Annotated in this window: 19 protein-coding genes and 2 pseudogenes; 2 read left to right on the forward strand and 19 right to left on the reverse strand. The window is 43.4% G+C overall.

What is annotated here, in order from left to right; genetic code table 11:
• Positions 1 to 444 precede the first annotated feature (444 nt).
• The 3 genes from L693_RS0127195 to L693_RS0127205 form a co-directional block, all read right to left on the reverse strand.
• The gene (locus L693_RS0127195) at positions 445 to 831 is read right to left on the reverse strand and encodes a DUF5071 domain-containing protein (protein WP_025721619.1); all 387 of its coding nucleotides are present in this window, start codon (positions 829 to 831) and stop codon (positions 445 to 447) included.
• A gap of 21 nt (positions 832 to 852) precedes the next feature.
• A complete protein-coding gene (locus tag L693_RS0127200; protein WP_049825310.1) occupies positions 853 to 6,666 on the reverse strand; it encodes an RHS repeat-associated core domain-containing protein in 5,814 nt (1,937 codons plus the stop codon).
• A gap of 82 nt (positions 6,667 to 6,748) precedes the next feature.
• Positions 6,749 to 8,770: a fibronectin type III domain-containing protein gene (locus L693_RS0127205; protein ID WP_025721622.1), complete on the reverse strand. Its 2,022-nt coding sequence runs from the start codon at positions 8,768 to 8,770 to the stop codon at positions 6,749 to 6,751.
• Between the two features lie 361 nt (positions 8,771 to 9,131).
• Here L693_RS0127205 and L693_RS0127210 point away from each other — a divergent pair, with 361 nt between their 5' ends.
• Entirely contained in the window at positions 9,132 to 9,890 is a 759-nt protein-coding gene (locus L693_RS0127210; RefSeq protein WP_025721624.1) for a DUF2087 domain-containing protein, read from the forward strand.
• A 31-nt stretch (positions 9,891 to 9,921) separates the two neighbouring features.
• Entirely contained in the window at positions 9,922 to 10,263 is a 342-nt protein-coding gene (locus tag L693_RS0127215; protein ID WP_025721626.1) for a GIY-YIG nuclease family protein, read from the forward strand.
• Between the two features lie 3 nt (positions 10,264 to 10,266).
• Here the strand turns inward: L693_RS0127215 and L693_RS0127220 are convergent, their stop codons facing one another.
• The 16 genes and pseudogenes from L693_RS0127220 to L693_RS0127300 all read right to left on the reverse strand — a co-directional run bounded on the left by L693_RS0127220 (position 10,267) and on the right by L693_RS0127300 (position 21,358).
• The gene (locus tag L693_RS0127220; RefSeq protein ID WP_025721628.1) at positions 10,267 to 10,827 is read right to left on the reverse strand and encodes a GNAT family N-acetyltransferase; all 561 of its coding nucleotides are present in this window, start codon (positions 10,825 to 10,827) and stop codon (positions 10,267 to 10,269) included.
• 27 nt (positions 10,828 to 10,854) lie between these two features.
• Positions 10,855 to 11,412, reverse strand: a complete 558-nt coding sequence (locus L693_RS0127225; RefSeq protein ID WP_025721629.1) for a hypothetical protein — start codon at positions 11,410 to 11,412, stop codon at positions 10,855 to 10,857.
• Positions 11,413 to 11,699: 287 nt separating this feature from the next.
• On the reverse strand, positions 11,700 to 12,644 hold the full coding sequence (locus L693_RS0127230; protein WP_025721630.1) for a class I SAM-dependent methyltransferase: 945 nt from the start codon (positions 12,642 to 12,644) through the stop codon (positions 11,700 to 11,702).
• A 131-nt stretch (positions 12,645 to 12,775) separates the two neighbouring features.
• Positions 12,776 to 13,989 (reverse strand): annotated as a pseudogene (locus tag L693_RS0127235) (rhamnogalacturonan acetylesterase).
• Positions 13,990 to 14,049: 60 nt separating this feature from the next.
• A complete protein-coding gene (locus L693_RS0127240) occupies positions 14,050 to 14,550 on the reverse strand; it encodes a ribosomal maturation YjgA family protein (RefSeq protein WP_025721632.1) in 501 nt (166 codons plus the stop codon).
• Between the two features lie 251 nt (positions 14,551 to 14,801).
• Positions 14,802 to 15,410 (reverse strand): GNAT family N-acetyltransferase, encoded by a 609-nt coding sequence (locus L693_RS0127250; protein WP_025721634.1) that lies wholly within the window; start codon positions 15,408 to 15,410, stop codon positions 14,802 to 14,804.
• Positions 15,407 to 16,120, reverse strand: coding sequence for an HAD family hydrolase (locus L693_RS0127255; protein ID WP_025721636.1), 714 nt, complete (start codon positions 16,118 to 16,120; stop codon positions 15,407 to 15,409). Before L693_RS0127255 ends, L693_RS0127250 begins: the two co-directional genes overlap by 4 nt.
• Before the next feature lie 33 nt (positions 16,121 to 16,153).
• Complete coding sequence (locus tag L693_RS30870; protein ID WP_167518723.1) at positions 16,154 to 16,324, reverse strand: hypothetical protein; 171 nt, start codon at positions 16,322 to 16,324, stop codon at positions 16,154 to 16,156.
• Positions 16,321 to 16,902 (reverse strand): annotated as a pseudogene (locus L693_RS31830) (DJ-1/PfpI family protein). The gene L693_RS30870 and the pseudogene L693_RS31830 overlap by 4 nt, the downstream one beginning before the upstream one ends.
• 67 nt (positions 16,903 to 16,969) lie before the next feature.
• Positions 16,970 to 17,179, reverse strand: a complete 210-nt coding sequence (locus L693_RS31835) for a hypothetical protein (protein ID WP_025721637.1) — start codon at positions 17,177 to 17,179, stop codon at positions 16,970 to 16,972.
• 107 nt (positions 17,180 to 17,286) lie between these two features.
• A complete protein-coding gene (locus L693_RS0127275) occupies positions 17,287 to 17,682 on the reverse strand; it encodes a hypothetical protein (protein ID WP_025721638.1) in 396 nt (131 codons plus the stop codon).
• 186 nt (positions 17,683 to 17,868) lie between these two features.
• Positions 17,869 to 18,018 carry a hypothetical protein gene (locus L693_RS30335; RefSeq protein WP_155983956.1) on the reverse strand — a complete coding sequence of 50 codons (150 nt, stop codon included), beginning with the start codon at positions 18,016 to 18,018 and terminating at the stop codon, positions 17,869 to 17,871.
• 184 nt (positions 18,019 to 18,202) lie between these two features.
• Complete coding sequence (locus tag L693_RS0127285) at positions 18,203 to 18,382, reverse strand: hypothetical protein (RefSeq protein ID WP_025721641.1); 180 nt, start codon at positions 18,380 to 18,382, stop codon at positions 18,203 to 18,205.
• Between the two features lie 75 nt (positions 18,383 to 18,457).
• Positions 18,458 to 19,459 carry a sugar kinase gene (locus tag L693_RS0127290; protein WP_025721643.1) on the reverse strand — a complete coding sequence of 334 codons (1,002 nt, stop codon included), beginning with the start codon at positions 19,457 to 19,459 and terminating at the stop codon, positions 18,458 to 18,460.
• Entirely contained in the window at positions 19,456 to 20,517 is a 1,062-nt protein-coding gene (locus L693_RS0127295) for an SPFH domain-containing protein (RefSeq protein ID WP_025721645.1), read from the reverse strand. Before L693_RS0127295 ends, L693_RS0127290 begins: the two co-directional genes overlap by 4 nt.
• 175 nt (positions 20,518 to 20,692) lie before the next feature.
• On the reverse strand, positions 20,693 to 21,358 hold the full coding sequence (locus L693_RS0127300; protein ID WP_025721646.1) for an HD domain-containing protein: 666 nt from the start codon (positions 21,356 to 21,358) through the stop codon (positions 20,693 to 20,695).
• Between the last annotated feature and the right edge of the window lie 78 nt (positions 21,359 to 21,436).

The raw sequence follows: 21,436 nt of genomic DNA on the forward strand, positions 1-21,436 counted from the left end.
GTAATCCATATACACTCTTAGTGTCCAAGTTCACTAGGGGGCTAAAGAGGTATCATCCCACAGTTCGCCAGAGTAACGGAACGGATTGTGGACTTTTTTTTCCTTTCTTCCATCCTCTCATGGCACTCTGCCACCACATGCTCGGTCATCTGGGCTTGGCTTGCGACTCTTGATTCAAAACTGCCCCCAGCATTTTCGTGATCCAACGTATCTTGAGAAACTTCCTAGAAAAGTTGATGCACATGCTCTGCATCTAGGGGAATTTGATATAGAGCCATGTCATTACACACCTTGTCCTTTAGAATGTTGTTTCAATAACTCTATTCTAACTGAGGGTTTTGAACATGGCTCTCTGTTCATTTTTTGAAAACCTTTTTTGCACATTTGATATGGACTCAACTAGGCATAGTGTCCCTCAAGGTTAGCAAAATAATTTCACTACAATTATTTTAATTTCTCTAAAATCTCTCCAGCAATCCGGTCGACTTCTTCAAGTTTATCATCCAAACTGGGATGCATAATAAGCTCTTCTAACTCTAATGCTATCTCTCCAATTACACTATTAGGAAGATATCTACAAAAATCTTCAAGAACAAAGTACTTCCAAGTGCTATCATCAGATTTTAATATTTTTTTCAAGTTTGGAACCAACTCTACATCAAATTGAAATAATATATTCCTAATTTCTGATGAAATCGGCCAGTTACTATCTTTTAACCAAACGAATAGTTCAGATATTATGGGTCTAATTTGTTCTTTTTCTAAAAGTTTTAACTGATTTATATTATTAAAATCAGATTTGTGTCTAGGAATATAATCTCGTGGCTTCACCTCATAGCCCCTTTCAAATAATCAGTATTTTATTGATATACTTTTTAATATCTCAGTTAAATAATAAGGCGACTGGTTAGCTTTTTCTCTGGAAGCTATCCACATTTTATGCTCGTAAGGATCAACGGCGCTAACCGAGACATGCCCCGTAGCAGCGTTATCTATAACTGCTTTAAGTACACCAGTTGCATTGACTGCTTCTACAGTTGTAAGTGTGCCTTTATCCCCCACCACTTTAAGAAAATAAGAAAGTCCAGATGTATCCACAGTTCTTGGTGTCAGATTTACATTCGTACCACTCCCACTTCTATAAATTGTTCTAGGTTTAATAGTATTATTTGTATCTACCTTTGTTTTACTAGCCTCTATTCCAATTGCTGCACTAATTCCTAGAACCTGAATTAGAGAATTAGCTGTTGAACCAGCATTATTAGCTGGTAAAGCAACTTCATTTTTAGATATTCGAAAAACAGATATATTTCGAGCTTTATCTATTGCCATCAATTTTTGTTTCTCATATATCTGAACAATAGAACTGTATGGCTTATGCTGATTAGCTTTATATAATGAATCAGGAACATATCTATCAATTTTACTTAGATCGTTACACCCACCACTGTGAGATGATTTCCCATCAATCGATTGGCACCAATTTCCAGTTGGATCTACATAAATCAAGGGATTATTATTTACATATACGTACCAGTTCAAGCTTTGCGGATCACTTATCTTCCCTTCATAAGTATCCTCATTAATAAACCTTCCACTATCAGGATCATACCATCTGGCGCGCAGGTATTGCAGTTCTGTTGTATCATCCCATAATTCGCCTGAATATCGGAATGGATTGTGGACTTTTTCTTCCTTGACCTCTTCATTGCCCCAAATATCATATTGATATTGATTCAGCAAAGCTCCGGAGGAATCCCTGATCTCGATAATATCCCCGTGACCATTATAGACTGGATAGGCTTTGGTTTGATCCGCATAGGCTATAGCCTCTAATTTCAGACCGCGAATATAATTGGCTTTTAAAACAGGTTTTCCATTTTCAATCGTAGCTTCTGCTATGATTTGCGCACTGTTTCCATCATAGTAGTATCGGGTATGAATGCCATCCTGTATACGGTCTGTCAGCAATCCATCCCCGTTGTATCGGTACTCTACGAGCTTTCCGTCGATCTTGACTTGCGTCAATCGGTTCTGATCGTCAAAGCTGTTCTCCCTCGGCTTCGTATGCGGAGCTCTCTCCGTTTCCATTGTAAGACGATTCCCTCTGGCATCATACGAATATGCGTCCTGATTTTCGCTAGAAGTAACAATCCGATTCAGCTTATCGTACGTAAAGGCATCCTCTACACCATTTTGAGTACGTTTGGTGATATTTTTACCAGGATCGTAGCTATATTGAAAGTTATTGGTTTCCGCATCGGATCGTGTGTGCTTTAATTCAACTAATTCAATCCCGTTATATTGGTTTTGCTGACGATAACCATTTGCAGATACGGTTGAGTCCAGCAATCCATTTTTGGTATAGGTATATTCCGAAACAAGCTTATCTTTTGTATTGCCTACGGTCTTTAGTCTGTTCAATTGATCATACGTATAGTTTACTTGCTCACCAAATGGTCCTGTCATTTCAGTTCGATTGCCATTCGAATCATACTGATTGGAGAGCTTTAGACCATCCGGGTAAGACAAGGTGTTCAGTTGCTCCGTATACGGATCATACGCATAGGATGTTGTACCCGTTTGATCTGTCATGCTTAGGCGTTTGCCTGCAGCATCGTATACATAGCTGACAGTCTCATCTTTACCTATACGCGACTTCAACCGATTACGGCTATCGTATTCAAAAGAAGTGACATTCCCGTTGCGATCTATTTTTTTGGATAAGTTGCCATTGGCATCAAAGTAGCGCTTTTCGATCTGGTCCTTCGCGTCTTTGGTTTGAATCACTCTACCCAGTTCATCATACGACTTGACTTTAGCTTGACCATCCGGATATGTGATCCGAGTGAGATTACCCAGCATATCGTAAGTGTACTTCGTCGTTTCGCCATTAGGCTCCGTCACCGCTGTTTGATCACCCAAAGCATTATACGAAAACTGAGTCTCATTTCCATTCGCATCGGTCTGTTTCAAAATCTGATCGTTTACAGCATCATACTCTATCTTGGAAGTTATTTTCTCATTAACGTCTATTGCTGATTTCTCTTTATTTTGTACCAAACGGTTCCATTTATCGTAGATTTGAATTTGTTCATTAAGCTCACCGTCTCGTTGAATTACTTGACGAAGAGCATCATCATACTTAACTGCTGCTTCTGAACCGTCCGCATAGGCTGTCGAGGTTGTACGGCTCCAAGCGTCATAGCCATAGCGTGTCAGATGCCCAAGTGCATCTTCACTGGACACTAATCTTCCGTTAGCGTCATAAGCTGACTTGGACTTGATCACGTAATCGTTACCTTCGAACAATCCTGACTCAATATTCCAGCCCAAAGCATTGTAACGTGTTTTGGTTCGTATCCCCAGCTCATTCGTAACCGTTACGGTGTTCTCAAGATCATCGTAGGCTACACGGATACTTTTACCATCCGGATAGGTTACAGCCTTTACGCGATCAAGAGCATCGTATTGATACCCGGTTTTCTGACCCTTCCCATCCAGCGAGGAAGTGATTAAACCAGTTGACTTATCATAATCTGACTGAATGGTTACTGTAGATTTTTCTCCATCAATATTTGTAACCTCTACACTTTGCTTCGTTGGAAAAGCATGATCGTAACTACTGCTGTATTCCTTTGTTGTAGTCACGGACTTGTTACCATTCGCAATCGTCTGAACCGTTATATTTCCGTAAGCATCTATACCCGAATAATTTACTTTTTGTAGTAATTCTCCTCCGGAATGATCCTTGGAGACGATGACCTGCGTTACTTTCCCTTGTGGGTTACGTGTGTACTCTGTTACTCCAGTGCTTTGGGAATCAATCGGTTCCGTAACGGTTTTAATCCTGTGCTTGTCGTCATACGTATACGCAGTTTGTGAACCTTTTTCATCCACTGAGCTTGTCATATTACCGTAATCATCATATTCAGCAGTCGTTGTCAAAACGTCTCTATTTTGATTATTGCTGGACGAAGTACGGGTTGGAACAGGTACGGTATAGGCTTTGCCTGTCACCTGCTTGCCGTATTGATAAGCTGTGCTCTTTTCAGAATCTCCTGCTTTAACCACAGATTGGTCCAGGTAATACTGTGGTGGCGTGTCTGCACTAATAAACTTTTTATTATAATTGAATGTTGAACGAACCAATCCATTGTCTGTTACGGTAGAGAACGAAGTATCTTTTACATAGCTCTCACCCATATCGGAATTATAATGAATCGTTTCCCGATTATAGTTTTCGGTTTGATTGTTTTCATATGTGATTTGATCTACACGTGAGACCGCTCTATATGCCTCGTTTACCGAATTGGAGCCAATATAGCGTTTTACCGGCTGGTCCTCATAAGTATATAAAGTCGAGGCTCCGGTAGGATGAAATACTTTGGTTAACAAAGCGTACGGATTAGAGATTTGTCTTTCAGGATGAGACGCACTCAAATTAAACTTGGCAGGTGCCAATGTATAGGAATATGTGGTTTTTCTGCCTTCGGCATCTGTCACGGAATCCAGTAATTCAACACCTTGTTCTGTATGTTTATGATAGACAACTGTGCGGTTTCCTTTAGACAAAGTAACGTCTGTAGCCGTATATTGAATATCAATCGAGTTGCCGATTACATCTTCTACCTTACTAAGCAATTTACGTTTATAAGTAGCATTGAGTTCATAATTGAACTTTATCGTGTTATGATATGCATCTTCAATTTGCAGCAACTGACCGTCTTTGGAGAAATATTGTTTTTTCATTCCATCCACAGAAGTTAATACATAGGCTGAATTTTCTCCATTAACTGTTACTGAAGTGTCAGGAGTGAAGGTCAGTCCTTTCCAGTCGTAACCTTTAAGCTGGTCACCCTCAATTTCATAGCTTCCACCATCCCCCAAGTGCATGTACTGCTTGCCCTCTTTGGTTTCTACATAAGGCAAATTCCAGGACCATCCCTTGCCAAGAGGGTTCAATTGATCTTCTAGCGCAGGATAGGTACGGTTTTGAAAAATAAATGAAGGTTGATAGGCTACAATCTCAGCAAAAACGGTAGCATCTGCATCTGCTGCAATATAGTATCTATTCCCATCGTCACCCGGAATTTCAGCCTGAGGACTGCTGTTTATTATATCCCTGTAGTGCTCAGCCTCAGCAATGGTTGTGAACAGTGCTGTCTGCCGACGAACAGCCGTTTCGAGCCCCTCTGAAACAATCGTTTCAATTTGCGGTGAGCCCTCCATGGTAAAGGCCGTTCTTGTCCTTCCGCCTTTTCCGTTACTAGTCCACTCGCTATAACCAATATCGCTTGTATAACCGGGTTTAGTCACGGTCCCGCTATAATCTTGTCTCCATTCTCGGGTATCATACCCTGGTTTTGAAACAGATCCTTTGTAATATTTAGTTCCTGATACATAGCAAATAGAATTCGCTCTAGAACTATCATAATTCGGGCAAGTCGAAGAATAGTAAGTATTGTAGGCATAAAGTGTTCCACTAAATCCATTCGCTGAAGAATAATGCATTGAATTACCACAAGTTGTAATGCTACTACCCGAGTAGTAACCTTGTGAGTTGTAAGATCCCATACTAAAAAAACTGCACGAATCAACTGCACCCATAGAAACAGGCTGAGATTCGCTTCCAGAAATAACATAAGGTGAACCACTTCGGGATAGAGTTCCTTTAAATCCATGTTGATCATACTTTATGGAACTGACAAAATCATTTCTAGATGTACTTCTTCTATAATCTGTTTCTGTCCTGGATTCCGAAGGTGTGGTGTAGGTTATTTTTTGTCCCGCCGCTTGACTAGCAGCTTCGTAAGTCGTGTATGTGCCTATAACTTTGGTTTCCGGCTGAAGATTATAAGTGTTAACATCAACATTCCCATCACCGTCCGTGTCCTCTTGTACCCATCTTTTTTGCTGATAGGCTACCTTATACGACTTGGTAACAGGTTTCATCATTGCCTTAAAGTACACATAATAATTTTGCACAGCAGCACTGTTGTCAACAATTTCAGCGCCTTTGTCAAAAAATTGAGCCCGATTCGTATCATATTGACGCGTCAAGGAAAAGCCAAGTCCATTTCGTCCAGGCAGAATTAAATCTGTATTTTGCAGCGATAAGCTGCCTGATAAAGTGGATATAGATTCTTTATCATCGCCAACAGAATAAGGAGCTTCATTAAAAGAAGATTTATTGTAAACGGGCGCTTCCTCTCGAATAGGTGGAAGCTGCGGTACATTCGTCATGAGACTTTGTTTCAGGAAATCCGTCTTATATACATCTTCGGTGACTTTGTTCGTAGGATCAGGATCATCTGTTGGATAAACATCACCTGTAACGCTATGGGAGATCAGGTTATCTAATGGGGCATCCGATAGCTTGTTATATACGTCACTTGTTACAGTCTGTGATTGGTTCTCTTCTGAAGGAAATAACGAAGCTACAGCCTGCTCGTAGCTTATATGATCCTGTTCAGCCATATATAACGCCGTATAAATTTGATTTAATGAATAACCTTTTCTTAATTGTTCCGAAAGAAAAGATGATGTGACTCCAAATCGGGCAGCCACTTGATCCACCGAATATTGCGAATTGTCATTCCCAGCACCGAATACATTTGGAGGAACAAAGCCGCTGATTGTACCGAAAATAAATGTGATAATCATGATCATTGCTATATGACGTCTTGTTGTTCTAAATCGCAAGTTCTTCTCTCCATTCCCGACTTTAAATTGAGTTACATATCATTTATTTGGAGCTGCTTACTTTTATAATCTGTATCAGGTTACCATTGGAGTCATATTGATATTGGAAAACAACCTGACCATCCTGTTCAATATGCTCAAGCCTTCCATTAGCGTCATAAATATATTTATATTTTCTGGATAAGCCGCTTTTAACACTATTGCTAAATTCCGAATAGTTACCAGCCGCATCCTTGGCTTTCACTGCAAACTTATATATTTTCTGAGGTTCTAATTGGTCTACTTGAAAGGTTAATTCCTTGGTATTGCCTATCATTTGACCATTACGATAAACATCATAGCTAACGACTCCAACATCATCGGTAGATGCTTCCCAGGCTAGAATAATGCTGTTAGGCGTAGGTTTGGAACCTACTAACTTCTTAGGTTTGGAAGGACTTGTTATATCCTTGGGCAAATCATCAATAGCCGGTATACGATCCAATCGGTTATTAAGCTGTTGTTTGTCTGTATCATTGAGACGCACTAGTAAAGTACGGGCTATATTAATCTCCGTTTGTAATTTTGAAGATTCTGCTTTTTCAACTGCCTGCGTAGCTGTCGTTAATTGTTCAGTATAGGCAGCTTTTGCATCAATGATTTTCTGTATGGCTACTACCCTTTCAACAAGCTTGCCCTTGTCTGGATCGCGCAGCTTATTTATTAGCTCTACAGCTGCATTCACATCATTTTGTAATTGGCTTGTCTCGGCTTGTGCTACCGCTGCTGTAGCTTTGGCTAATAGTTCTATATATTTGGTATCCAAAATTTTTACAACAAAATTCTGCGATACAGACTTACCTAACGGATCTGTAGCTGTTATCGTTATCGTCGATTCTCCCGAGCTTTGGGGTTGCAAATTCAGTATTGAGGTATTTCCCTTTGAGTCCTTAATCAACTGATGTGTGACAACTGATGGATTTGTATTCGCAGCAGAATACCTAAGCTGATGCTGGTCAGGATCTGTAAAGTATTCCGATAAATCTTTAACTGATGCTCCCTCATCCATTTCAATCGTTGTAGCTGGAATGCCTTTAAGCGCGACTGGTGTTCTATTGATCAAATTCAGCACCGATTCTGTGACTTGCGAAACATTTCCAGCACTATCTGTTGCCCGTGCCTGTATCCTTGTCCCATACTCATTGACATCAATAGGTGAATTGTACGCCCTCCACTCGCTTTGGTTGACACGGTATTCTCTTGACGTCGCGTCAGAGGGATAGTTAATTGTCACTTTGATATTATTGGCTATTTCATTCGCAGGGCTATGATTGAATGCCGGCGGCGCAGGCGGTGTTTTATCAATATTGTTGATCACCAATGAATTTACAGCGCTTATATTCCCGTAATTATCTGTACAACGAGCAAAAATGGTAGTGTTTTGGGACACTTGAAATGGGCTATTATACGGAGTCCACGTACCGTTCGCACCGATTTTATACTCTTTTTTATAATGGTTAGGCACACCATCCAATTGGATAAGAATATTTTGATTTGTCATCCCTGTAATATTAGGACTAATGTGCGGGCTGGCTGGAGTGGTCAAAACAATTCCCGAATATGTAAAAGTTCCCGAACGTTTAGCTCCATCCCTCTCATCTTTATAAAAGTAACCAACCGTTATAGTATCAGAAGATACTGATGCATAGTAAAATTTAACTGATAATGCAAATCCAAGATTTTTGGTATAGATGACTACATTGTTGCGAATAAAATTAACATTAGAATTATCCACCTGCACATGTACAACCGAGCCATCTGACATGGTTACTGTTTCATGTGTAGATGATGGTTCTGTTCTTGGTGTTTGGCTATCCTCTGGTATCCCGATTGATCCACCCATGTTTGGCGGTGGATAAAATTTTTTGGGGATTCCACCTGAAAATGCTGCTGACGCTATACCTTGAGTTAACCAAGCTATACTCCATGGAGATAACAAAACAAATAAGCTAAGCATTGTTAAAACGAATGGCTTAACTATTTTTCTTCCCTCCTGTTTTCTTACTTCGTTCAAAAGAAATTTCATTTTTAAAATCATCCCCTTGTATTAGTGATAATACGAAGTTAAAAGAACATCAAATTTAATATGTATCCCAAGTTCAGCTTACATTTTCCCGTCTACAAAAGGATATATTGTATTTGTGTTTACATATGATAACAATGTCGTATTAAATTTGTACATAGCGAAAATTGTCGAAATAAGAAAAGTAGAGAAATTTTTTTGAAATTCCATAAAATATGTCTAAAACAATAATTTTCTTTTTAAGCATTATATAAATTTAAATTACTGAAATCGTTACTCCATTCACTCCACCCATTGATTTAAAATAAACAAAATGTTATATTGTCTATAAAATAATCATCATTTAATCGAGGTGTTTGTTAAAATGGATCATTCCGAGCTATTCTGGAATGCTGGAATCGAGGAACTGAAGCGCGGATATGTCCGTCAGGAAGAGCAGGTGGTTTGCTTGCTGGACGGACAGCGATACGAGCAAGGCATCATATATCAGGATCAAGGGGTATTTTATGACGCGGAGAGGTACATGCGTCTTCATATTGAGCGGTCATATGGTTCGGTATTTGAATATTTGATCGGCCTGGACAAAAAGCTGACCGGGCTGACGGATCATCAGAATCGGCTGCTTCAGTTATTTTATCAAGGCATGGGCGATGCAGATATCCAAAAGGAAACCGGAATCGGCAGCGCATCCACCATACGCAATCATCGCTTTGGTCTCAAGGAAAAGGAACGGCAGGCCAAGGTATTTCTCACATTAATGGAGCTGCTGAAGGAGAAGGACCGTCACGCTCCCGCCATCGTCGAAGTGCCGGTACGGGCACGGATGGTGGACGAACGCTACAACATTACGGAAGCCGAAAAGCAAAAGATACTCACGAAGTATTTTCCGGACGGTACAGACGGGCGCCTGAAAACCTTCAAAATGCAGGAAAAGCACAAGCTGATTGTGCTGCGTGAAATTGCGGGACGTTTTGCAAAGGGGCAAACGTATGATGAGAAGGATGTCAATGCGATTTTACAGGAAGTGTATGACGATTTTGTCACGGTGCGAAGATATATGATTGAATACCGTCTATTGGATCGCAAGCCGGATGGCAGTGAATATTGGTTGAAAGATTATTGATGGGTAACGTTTATAAATAGGAGGATTCAACATGAACCGAAGAAAAGAACTCGTACAGCAGTACATGGAAATCAAAACGGAGGCTGGAATCTATTGCATTCGCAATACACACAACGGAAAAATGTTTGTCGCTGCTACACCGAATTTGAAGTCGTTAAATGGTCGTCGTTTTGAATTGCAAATGGGCGCAGCTAAAAATAAAAAGCTGCAACAGGAATGGAATGAGTATGGCGAAGATGCGTTTGAATTTGAAGTGCTGGACATTTTGAAGAAAAAGGACTCAGAGTTCTTCGATGTCAAAGATGCACTGGCCAAGCTGGAGCAGACTTGGCTTGATCGACTCCAGCCTTACGGAGACAAAGGATATTTGTAAAAATTATTGATCCACGGAATGCTCCTTCCGAAGGTAGCCAAAAATAACAGCATCGACGAATTGCCCTTTTTCATAAAAATAGTCTCTCAAGTGGCCCTCTTGGGTAAAACCACTTTTGAGCAGCAGCCGTCTGGAGCCTTCGTTATCTGGATCAATGAAGGCTTCTATACGGTGAACCTGCAGCAAATGAAAGCCATAATCAACTACCACCTTCATCGCTTCTGTCATCAGGCCTTGCCGCCAATATTCCGTTGCCAGCTCATAGCCGATTTCAATACGAGAGTGCTCCTTATGCCAGTTATGAAATCCAATCGTACCAACTACACGCTCAGGAGCTTCTCTTAACGTGATCCCCCAACGAAAGCCCTCCTGCTTTTCATATCTGGATTGCATGGAACGAATAAAATGTTCTGCTTGTTTTACCTCCGTAAAGCTTTCCAAATCATAATATGCTGTGACTTCATCTCTGGAGAAATAAGCGAATACATCCTGCGCGTCCTCTAATGTAAGCTGTCTTAAACGAAGCCTTTGGGTTTGCAGCAACGGAAATATTTCCTTTGTCATGATCCATCTCCTTCCTCACATAAAAACCTAATTAAGCAGCCGCCAGCCAATGGCAGCCAGCACTCCATTAATAAGTAATAATGCAATACAAGCTCTCCACTTGTTGACTTCATTCGTTTTGAAAAATCCGGGCACTTTACTATGACACATGAACAAAGTAAACGACAAATTCCAGATAATACGCATACCGTACTTTATGTAATATAAAGCGGAACTTAGCTGTACACCGCCCAATACGGGCGGAACATCCGGAATGAACAGAATAGCACAGGCATAACGCATAGTCTCATATGTAAAATAAAATACAGCCAGCCACCAAGCCCACTTCTTACCAAGCAGCATACCGACACCAGCAGTCGTCCCGGCCAAGCCAAGCAAAGCAATGAAGCCCTGAAACATGCCCCTGCAAATTCCTACCAACGTAGAAGCCTCATTTAATGCATTGAGCGTCAATAGCTGCGTTACCAGCAGAAGGGCCCCATTAAAAATCAGTAAAATGGCTGCAATACTTACACCTAATGGCCGTTCATGAGCTACATCCGTTACATATTCCTTTACTTCTTTTTTGGTATATAAATCCGACACTTCTTCTACTCTCCTAACCCAATTGTATACATCTATTTTCGGGCGGCTACAATAACAGTGTGTTCTCGCCTCATTTCCATATATCGGCTTTCAGGAAAATATGATTTAGATAATAGAATCCCAAATAGAGTAATATCTATCCTTATACTACCATTCCAAGATTAAATCTGACAAATGAACGCACTAAATTCAATCCAAAAAGCACTAAAAGCGCCTGCTTGTACTTTTCTACACTCATTTTATACCTCCCTTATACTCTGCTTTTCGCCTCTGAATACCCTTAGTCCCTACGAACCTAATCGCGTTATTTTCGTGGCTTTGTAACCGGTAGAAGATTGGATATACTCTACTAGATAACCTGATCGGACATCCAAAAGCTCTTCCATAAATGGAAGACATGGACTGTAAATAAAACTTCCTCCGGGCCGAATTGCTCTGAGGATTTCCATATATTTGTGTGCGTACTCGTTAATATTACCGTCAGTCTTCAGATGATGATGTATAAAATGATTGGAAAACGCCATATGAGACACGATCGTTCCCCATGCGTTTTGCTCAAAGCTGGTTTCCAACCAATCTCCCTGAGTTACACAGCCCTCTGTTTTAGCCAACCGGTCCGCCCCATAAGCCTTGATTCCGTGAGAACGCAAATAGAGGACCAGCCGTGCTTCCGATCCGCAACCGATGTCGAGAACAGGCTCTTGCATACGTGTCGTATCCAATCCTAGCAGTTTGGCTTGGAGCTCCGGTGTATATTCCTCGCAAGGAATCCAAAAGGTATACTCACTCTTGGCATACTTGGCAAACATCGCTCGTCCGTTGGTACGAATTAAAAAATCTCTCAAATGCCCATAATGCTGCTGAAGCAGCAAGCTCAGTATTGCTTCGTCGATAGATTGCTTTTGGAACAGCTTTTGAATCCGGGTGAAGAGGCGATCGTACAGCTCCGCAAGCTCCCTCGCATGATTGGTGTGAAAATGCAGAAACTGATTGGTGCTTACAAACTGGTGCAGCGTTTTGGACGCTACATCCGCAACAAAAGCGGCATACATATCCTGACGCTTTAAGTTTTGCAGCATGAAAATCAAATCCGGTCCCCTTTGTGTCATCCAGTAGGCCAACTCTGGTGAAGAGCCCATAAGAACATTTCCCTCTCGTATATAGAACAAACTTCGCTGCTGATTATAGAACATTTGACTGTCAATGAGTCTGCTGAGCTGGGTAACTGTCATCTTCGCTTCCTCCCCATAAACAAGATAGATGAGTCCACAAACGTGAAAGCCCTACCCAAGCCGAAACAATGCCATCCTTGGGTAGGGTCAGCTTATTTTCTAAGTATACCATGGGTATGGTAGATAGCGTTTTATTGCAAATCCTTCTCCTGTACATAAGAGGATAAAGGAATATTCAGCTCACGGATCTCCTGGGCTACCAGTCGGGCTATTTGCTCCGCGCCGTACTCCTGAAAATGCGTATCATCCTTAACCCCATCAGGGAATGCAGGATACACCCCTGGCTCCACATGTAAAAATAACGGGAGTGTCCCTTCCAGACCAAGTGTATTATAGTATGCTATACTCAAGCGACTAAGATCAACTAGTGCGACACCTGTCTCGGCTGCCGTTTCCTTCATCGCCTGCACATATTCCGGGAAGCTAATCCGAAAGGAAGCACTTGCTGCGTCATAATCCCGACGGCCAACAGGAGTAATTAACACAGGTGTCGCCCCACGTTGTGTGGCTCCTTGAATGTAGGTTTTCAAGTAAACCTTGTAATCCGCTGGTGAAACATAACGTTCTTGGTTGTTAATCGCCGCATCATTATGACCAAACTGTATGAGCAGATAATCCCCGGGACGGATATTCCTCAAAATATCATCTAGCCGTCCTTGCACAAGGAAGGTTTTCGTGCTTCGCCCCCCTATCGAACGATTCACAAAAGTAGTTTCATTTGTAAAAAACGGAGCAATCATTTGACCCCAGCCCGCCTGAGGCTTCATCGAGGATTTATAGGTTTGAACCGTAGAATCTCCGGCAAGGTATACCGAAGGATGTTCTCCGGCTGTTCGAGCCTCCTTGGGTGTAATAATCAAAGCATTGACCTTCGGATCATTTCCCGAGAAGTACAATTCCAACTGACCGTCGATAAGGGCAAGTTCAAATCCTGCCTCGACAAATTGGCCTGCAGCTTTGGTCGTAGGCTCCATCTTAACAATGGATTCGGCTTTTACAGTAATATATCTGTGTTTCCGGCTGTATCTCCGGCAATCAGGGAAAGCGTGTAATCCGCTGGCGGTAAATTGACGACAAAGGATGAGCCTTGAACACGGACAAAATCCGAGCGAGTAGCATCATTACCGCCACGATCCTCTTCGCTTACTTTAGACAGATCCATAAACCCATAGCCTCGCTCAGGCGTGTAAGCATCCTTGGCGGTAACCTGGGTGTATCCGTCAGCTACCTTCCCCGGGCCAAAGTCAAAACGAATAGGCGCAGCAAGCTGTTTTTCGGCCAGTGCCTGTCCTGGGACAAGTACGGTCGCAAACAACAAGCTGAACCCCGCACATAATCCAATCATCTTACCGAACAACCTGCGTCGTTTACCCTTCTGTTTCAAGCGCAACCCTCGCTTTTCAAGTTATTTGAGTAATTTGGATGATTTCAATGAATTGTCGTCGTCTATTCGTGTATGGATCCCCATCAGCTTTTGACAGCCTTGATCCAGCCCCCAAGAAATCGCAATACCAACCGTATACCTGATCAGATCAGCAGTCAGGAATCCTTTGCCGAGCACCAGCCCGCATAATGTTGTCGCCCGAATGTGGTTAATCCAGGGAGCCTGGTACATCTGACTGAACTCAATGGCGAAGCAAAACAGCAAGCTGCCCCACAGGGCTACGGACAATTGTCGATCTATCCACAACATTCTCAGCCCAAAGTAAATCATGCACGCCCACAAGGCGTCCCCAAAGTGACTGGCAACGAATTCAGGCAACCTGGAGGAGAACACTCGACTCCCCAAGCCCAATAAAATAGCGGCCAATACGGCAGCCAGATACACAACGCGTTTCTTCCAGCGAGATTTGGCCTGTATTGCCCGATTTACCTTCCTGCCGACGCTTTTACGAACGCTTCTCATGTTAAATCACCTGCCTTAACACTGGAAAACCCCCGTTAGGCTGCTGGAAATTCGTTAAGCTCCCTCTTGGGATAACGCTTGCATGAATGCCGAACCTTATGCTGATGTCATATTGTATGCACACCAGCTTGACTAGATTTTTCATCTTATAATCAATCATAATAAGCCCCCACCATATCGTACAAACGCAGCTTGTATATCAGATGATCTTAAGCCTAGTTGCTGTACAAAATGATAATTAAATTTTGATGCTAAAATTCAATACCACGGACCTTGGCAAAAACCATCTGGTGTGCCAACTTTCCTTCTTCGTCATATTCGGTGTTCCTTAAAATCCCCTCCAATGTAAAGCCTGCCCGTTCCGCTACCTTGGCGCTACGTGTATTATTGGAGTTACAACGAATCTCTAGCCGATTAGCCTTCAAATGCTGTATGGCAAAATCGGTAATACCATGTACAGCCTCTGTTATAATACCTTTGCCGGTCCATGAGGTTCTGAGCCAATACCCGATCTCAAAACTGCGTGTATCCCAATCGATGCGATGCAAGCCGCTGCTGGCTACAAATTCTCCCGAAGCCGTATCAAATATATATAGCATCATGTCAGACCGCTCCAGAAATTTAAGTCTGGCTTGACGTGACCTGATCTCGGATTCCTCCGGCGTAGGAAGATTTCTCGCAAAAGGAAGCCAAGGCCGCAGTTCATTTGCACTCTCCCGAATCGCTGCATTCACTACCGCTCCATCGCCCCACTGTGGAGCGCGAATCGTCAATCGCTCCGTCTGAAATTGTTCTGGAAACGATAACAGGATAGGTTTGGTCTGATCGTGTGCTTCATGCTCATGATGTTCTATATTCATGATGCTCCCTCCTCCATATTCGTTGAATAGCTTTGACGATCCAGCCAAGTGATGATTTCTCCCAGACTCCCAATTCTATAGTCTGGTACGATGCCCTTTTCCTCCCACGGCATAAAGCCTTCCAGCCAGATCGTATGTAGGCCTGCTCTTTGCGCACCTCGAATGTCATTTGTCGGATGATCCCCTACATACCACGCATGAGTAGGGTCGGCAATTTCCAGTTCCTTCAGAGCCAGCTCGAATATTCGAGGATTGGGCTTCTCAATGTGCACGCCACCCGATACGATAATGGAGTCCACATAATCCCTCAGCATAACGCAGTCGATTTTCGCTTGCTGCGTACGGAGTGAGCCGTTGGTGATAATTCCCAGCTTCAAACCACGTGACCGCAGTTCGGACAGCACTTCCTTCGCTCCGTCCATCAGTACCGTAAACTTATGAAATTCACCATACCAGAAGCCCAGCATCTCTTGTACTGTCGTATCACGATTTTTCAATTCCAAGTCTGCATGCAGCTCGGTATACAGCTCCCTCTTGTCCCGATATCCGTCTTGATCTGCCAGACGTATCCGTTCGATTACAGCTTCTCGCTTCTCCGGGCCTTCGGCCACAATAAATCGTTCCACAAAGCGCTCCGCATATGCCGCAAACGCTCGTTTACGATGAATCAGCGTATTATCCAAATCAAAAATAATCGCTTCTATAGGCATAAGCAGCTCCCTTCTTTCTTCCTCTTACACCGATTAGGCTGAAACAAATTGAACAACTCCGATCACCAAAAACAAGAAAAAAATAGACAAGAAGATGATAATCATGTACTTCATGATTCTCCCGGAAGTCGACCCGCGTTCCAGCTTCGCCTCGATTTGAGCCAATCTTTGTTTGATTTCTTCCAAATCCTGTTCTACCTTCACGTCCTACTCCCCCCTTCGTTTGAACTTAGCGGTTTAAAATACTTAAAAAATGAGATGGTCTCATTGAGATCCTGTTCATTTTCGTAAATGTCCATAAGCTTCCCCAACTCAATACCAAAATCCACATAGGCGTTGGCTTTGGCAGTAACAATATTTCTATCTGTAACAACATTGGTGTTTAAGAATGTTCCCTGCCGACCAAGCTTCTCCATCTCTTCATTTGAGTTAGTCGTGAATGAGTGCCCATTCAGCACACCCGCCTGACCTAATAACAGCGTACCTGCACAGATAGCCCCTATCCCTCTTTTCTTCTAATGCAAGTGCTGGAGCAGTTCGTGCAGATGCTTATTTAAAGCGACTCCGCTTACATCACCACCCGGAATAATCAACAGATCCACTCTCTCTACATCCACTTGCTCTATAGAGCAAGACGGAAGAATTGAAAAGCCCTCATATGAAGTCACAGGATCTTTGCTTATCGCGAAAGGGACAATTTCCCCACGGCTTTTAAGAAAATACGTTGCCAACATGATTTCAAATTGCACAAAGCCGTCGAAAATAAATACGTATGTTTTCATGCTCTTTATACTCCTTAAAAAAATATGAACAATTAATCACATAAATTGCTCCAAAAGCGAACTGTTTTTACAGCATCAAAATTGACTGTTCATAAGACTTCTCCCCGAACTCAAGCTTGAAGTAATCCTGCAATCCTTCCCCATACACGATAATATCCGTTTGATACACCGAAAATACCGGATTCCCTGCCTCAGGTTGGCTGCTCGGGAATATATTTGTGTCCATAAAGCGGGATTTGCTTGGGTACACGCAGCCAGAATATATGCTGCTCGACATCGAAAATCATGCCCTCCAGCGGCCAGTTCAACCTTTGCTGAATTACATCCATGCGCTGTGGAGATGTATCTCTCCAAGGGATAAAGCTTTTGCCAATGGGAAGCCAGCTAGTCAACCGGATTGGTCAAGAGGCCTACCAGACTTGTAACTTCAACTTCACCGACACGGCGCGGACCTTCCATAAAATATCCCCTTGTCCCTACCTGTATCCGATGTCGATGTATCTGTTCCCTCATTTCTCCAAACAAAATCCACATTCTTGCCTGTCCTTCCCGGTGAACCGGACGTTGGGAATCCAAGATCAGTCGACCCTCTTCATCTTCAAACTCAGGATGCATTGCGTAAATACCCGTCGTCGTGATATCGTCGCCCTTATAGGCAAAATCGCAGCGGTAACCCTGAATAGGCAGTTTTTTCCTCCCTCTTTCTTCCAGCGTGTAAAATTGATATTTTATCGTAAAGTCGTGCGGATGCTGTCTGTTATTTTCATAGGGGTTCCACATTTCATCTCATCCCCTCCGGTCTTTCCCAAAAATATGTACTCGTTCTAGTGTAATCCAATAGGAAAAGAAATCCAAGACCTATCCGCAGTTCATTGCTGAATAAGGCTTGGATGATATGAAAAAACCTTTTTATTAGAATATATAACTTCTAAACATGCTGTCCGTCCACCTGAATCTCTACGGCTATTAGTTCTCCCAGCCAATCTCGTATACAACTCCTGCCCTAATCGACAGCTTGCGTACTTTGGTTTGTTTCGATGCTGCATGCTGTACCTCGGTTAATCCGCATACATTGCTTTCCACGGAGGGATTGACGGAATCGGGTTTGGGAGACATCCATAGGAAGCTGCTGAGGAATACGAATAGTAAGCAGCCGTCGCGAGCTGGTATGGAAGGTATATTCCAGATTCAATTAACCTGCCTCCAAATCGCTCCAAGGCTTTTACATGCCAAAAAGACAGATGACCCTCATTTAAGGATCATCTGTCTTTGCATATTTGCTCTATCGAGACGCAGGAGCCTATTGCTTCGAAGAGGATTTCGTATCATCGTATGACACTGGGGAAGGCTTCGCAATCCATTCGTCAGCCTCAGGCTCGATATCCACGCCGTTGTCCAGCTTCGTTTTTTCCATTAAGGAATCTCCGTCCTCGTTTTTCTTGTTGCGGATTTTCGCTTCGTCTTGAGTGTGGTCGCTCATGTTGATTCCTCCTTTTTGTTTCATCTGATTGTTGTACCTTACTCATAATTACCCATTGCCGTCCTGTACAAACCTCTACACGACCAGATGGCCTTTTTTCTCTGCCGGACCTATGGTCGCCTCAATGCCAGCATTAAACTCCAGAAAGTCACTTTCCACTCCGTCACTGAAAATAACTCCATTTTCCGGCATCTGCGAAGCAATCCGCAGCGGTTGTTGGGCGGCTACCTGACCAAACACAAGCTCCGTAGCCGTCGTCCGGCTGGGAAACGGTTCTCTCACCGTAAAAAAAAGCGATGGCAAACTCCAAGCTGCACGAGGATCTTGGCTAGATCCTTCGGTTGCTGCTTCCTGACCAAAGGCTTTATCTGACACCAGATGGTCTGGAGTCAAAGACATCGGATGCCGCGTAGCGCTGCCGACAATTCCTGCTGCTCCAGCCAGCACGCTGGTCAGCCAGCCTGTCGCCCCCAGCCCTGTGGAAACGATAATGCCGCTGGACGATTGCTGCTCCACCTGATCCTCCAGTCTTAGCTCGTATCTCGCAGAGACATGGGTTTTGCGCCCAATGAACAAATCGTTCACAGCATACAGCGACTGGCCATCATTCAGTTGGGCCTTAGCCAGCGTGACTTCCTTGATCGGCCGCCTATGCACGAACACATCCGGCACCACCCGGCGCAGATCCGATACGGTAAACGGCAGCAATATCCCATCCCAGCGTAGGGGGTCCGGATTCACACCAATAAGCGGCTGCTCGTTCAAATATTTTAACGTGTTGGCTACAAGCCCATCCTGACCCAGCACCACTATCGTATCCTGCTCACCAAAAATAAAGTTTGGCACATGCTCCCGCTCCACAATCTGAACTCTGCCCAAGGCTGTTAATTCCGACATCGCCGTCGCCACCGCCCTGCGGTAATTCTCATCCTCCAGTACATAATCGCTGAAATCCGCACCCAGCCGCTCCATAAAGAAACGAGCCTGCTGGATCGTATTATATCGGACAATCAGCTCCTCCAGTCGCGTTTTACGCTTCACCAAAATAATTTTGCGCTCTGTCATTCGGCTGTTCATCGTGTTCTGCCTCCAGCTCCTCTCGATCCTGCTGATCCACTTGTTCCCGCATCTGACATCAGGCCTTGCAACAGATCCGGCGTAATGTTCAACTGACCGATTTTTCCTGCATTTTCTGCAAGCTCCTGGAATGCTATTGCAATCAGCTTATCTGGACTCATATCCATATGGGCCATCGCCTGAAGCACGTTCGGCTCAACATCCTGCAACGATTTCATCACTGCCGTCAGTTCATAGGCCTTGGCATCGGCTTCTGCCTTTTTATTGGTTACGGTCAGCTCAATCAGCTCGCGTTTTTTCTCCTCCAGAGCCGTGTCGAACCGCAGCTGTTCCTCCTTCATTTCGCTTTGCTTTTGCTTCACAGAACGCTCGGCATCGAGCTGGGTTTCACGGATTTGCCTCTTTTTCGTCTCCACCGCGATTTCCGTGTTCAGCTCATTTTCCTTCACACGCCGCTCCTGCTCAATGGAGGCATTACGACGCTCATACAACGCATGATCCGCATTGCGAAGAATTTCTTCTCTCGCCTGCGCCTCCAGCGCTCTCATCGTCTCCTTATTCGGTAAAATTGCCAAGATCGACAGCCCCATAACCTCAATCCCCAGCTTTTCCATTTCAGTATGCTGAGCAATATCTTTCGTCATATTTTGCGCCAGACGTTCACTGGACTGAACAGCTTCCTTGAGCGGAACACGCTCCAAATATTTTTTGGTAAGCACCTTCGCGATGTTGATTACACGTTGCGCCAGCTTGCCCGGATCATCCGAAATATAGCGTTTTTCCTTCAAGTCATACGTATAGTTTAAAATCTGCGTCGTTCTCCGATAATCCACAATCCGATAAGTCAGTTGTCCCTGCACCGTCACCGCCTGAAAATCATTCGTCATGTCCTCAAACATGAACGGCACATCAATCGAAGAAACAGGTACGACGACAACCGAGGTCGTTGGAGCGTAATAATAAAAGGATAACCCGACCCCCTCTCGAACCACTTTACCGTTCTTCACCTTCATCACATACTCACTCGGCTGAAATTTAACAAAATTAAATCCAAACATAGTTGCTTCCTCACTTTCTTTATAGTTTATAATATTTTGTTATTATCATTTTGTTATTAACAATAAAGTAGCACACTTTCTCAATAATATCAATATGACATTTATAAAAAAAGAAAGACCGCTTCCTCTCCGATACGCTCGGTTAGAGGAAACAGCCTTATCTTATTGCACCCACTTATTTAACATCCACATTCCATTCTCTATAAAATTGCTCCAGGTACATCTCCATCCATTGATGCCGAGTCTCCGCCAGTTCTTTGGCATAAGCAGTATTCATTAAATCCTTGAGCTTCAGCAGCTTTTCATAAAAATGGTATATAGCACTTTTACCTGCAGCACGATATTCGTGCTGTGAAAAGTCTTGATCCGGGTGATGCATGATACTGCCATTTGAGCCTGCATACATAAAGGTTCTTGCAATGCCAATCGCTCCAAGAGCATCCAACCGGTCTGCATCCTGCACAACCTGACCCTCCAGCGTCTCCATAGGCGGATTTTTGCCGCCATTGAAGGACATCGTCGCAATAATGGTCATCACGTGTGTAATCATATCCGGATCACTTACATGCAGACGCAGCCACTGCTCCACTTTATCCAGCCCTGCTTGCTTGGAATCATTTAATTTTTCATCTGCTACATCATGCAGCAGTGCTGCCAGTTCACAAACAAACGGATCTGCGCCCTCTTGGGCAGCAATGGTAAGGGACAGCTTTCTTACCCGGTCAATATGCCACCAATCGTGACCACTGTGGTCATGCTCCAACTGCTGTTGTACAAAGGGCTCTGCCTTTTGAATAATATCTGCCAAAACAGCCACCTCTTGCTCTGTTCGTTTCTCCATAAGTCACCTTCCAATCCCGCCCCCGAATGCTATGGCGGCCTAGTATCATTTTTTAACGCTTGTCCATTTGCTTCATGA

The sequence above is a fragment of the Paenibacillus sp. 1-18 genome, from assembly GCF_000520755.1.
In the GTDB taxonomy this organism is placed as follows: domain Bacteria; phylum Bacillota; class Bacilli; order Paenibacillales; family Paenibacillaceae; genus Paenibacillus; species Paenibacillus brasilensis.

What these genes read in the sequence shown, in the direction of transcription:
- L693_RS0127200 (WP_049825310.1), bottom strand. Translation starts at nt 6,666, where the DNA reads ATGATTATCACATTTATTTTCGGTACAATCAGCGGCTTTGTTCCTCCA.
- L693_RS0127205 (WP_025721622.1), bottom strand. Translation starts at nt 8,770, where the DNA reads ATGAAATTTCTTTTGAACGAAGTAAGAAAACAGGAGGGAAGAAAAATA.
- L693_RS0127210 (WP_025721624.1), top strand. Translation starts at nt 9,132, where the DNA reads ATGGATCATTCCGAGCTATTCTGGAATGCTGGAATCGAGGAACTGAAG.
- L693_RS0127215 (WP_025721626.1), top strand. Translation starts at nt 9,922, where the DNA reads ATGAACCGAAGAAAAGAACTCGTACAGCAGTACATGGAAATCAAAACG.
- L693_RS0127220 (WP_025721628.1), bottom strand. Translation starts at nt 10,827, where the DNA reads ATGACAAAGGAAATATTTCCGTTGCTGCAAACCCAAAGGCTTCGTTTA.
- L693_RS0127230 (WP_025721630.1), bottom strand. Translation starts at nt 12,644, where the DNA reads ATGACAGTTACCCAGCTCAGCAGACTCATTGACAGTCAAATGTTCTAT.
- L693_RS0127240 (WP_025721632.1), bottom strand. Translation starts at nt 14,550, where the DNA reads ATGAGAAGCGTTCGTAAAAGCGTCGGCAGGAAGGTAAATCGGGCAATA.
- L693_RS0127250 (WP_025721634.1), bottom strand. Translation starts at nt 15,410, where the DNA reads ATGAATATAGAACATCATGAGCATGAAGCACACGATCAGACCAAACCT.
- L693_RS0127255 (WP_025721636.1), bottom strand. Translation starts at nt 16,120, where the DNA reads ATGCCTATAGAAGCGATTATTTTTGATTTGGATAATACGCTGATTCAT.
- L693_RS31835 (WP_025721637.1), bottom strand. Translation starts at nt 17,179, where the DNA reads ATGTCGAGCAGCATATATTCTGGCTGCGTGTACCCAAGCAAATCCCGC.
- L693_RS0127275 (WP_025721638.1), bottom strand. Translation starts at nt 17,682, where the DNA reads ATGTGGAACCCCTATGAAAATAACAGACAGCATCCGCACGACTTTACG.
- L693_RS30335 (WP_155983956.1), bottom strand. Translation starts at nt 18,018, where the DNA reads ATGTCTCCCAAACCCGATTCCGTCAATCCCTCCGTGGAAAGCAATGTA.
- L693_RS0127285 (WP_025721641.1), bottom strand. Translation starts at nt 18,382, where the DNA reads ATGAGCGACCACACTCAAGACGAAGCGAAAATCCGCAACAAGAAAAAC.
- L693_RS0127290 (WP_025721643.1), bottom strand. Translation starts at nt 19,459, where the DNA reads ATGAACAGCCGAATGACAGAGCGCAAAATTATTTTGGTGAAGCGTAAA.
- L693_RS0127295 (WP_025721645.1), bottom strand. Translation starts at nt 20,517, where the DNA reads ATGTTTGGATTTAATTTTGTTAAATTTCAGCCGAGTGAGTATGTGATG.
- L693_RS0127300 (WP_025721646.1), bottom strand. Translation starts at nt 21,358, where the DNA reads ATGGAGAAACGAACAGAGCAAGAGGTGGCTGTTTTGGCAGATATTATT.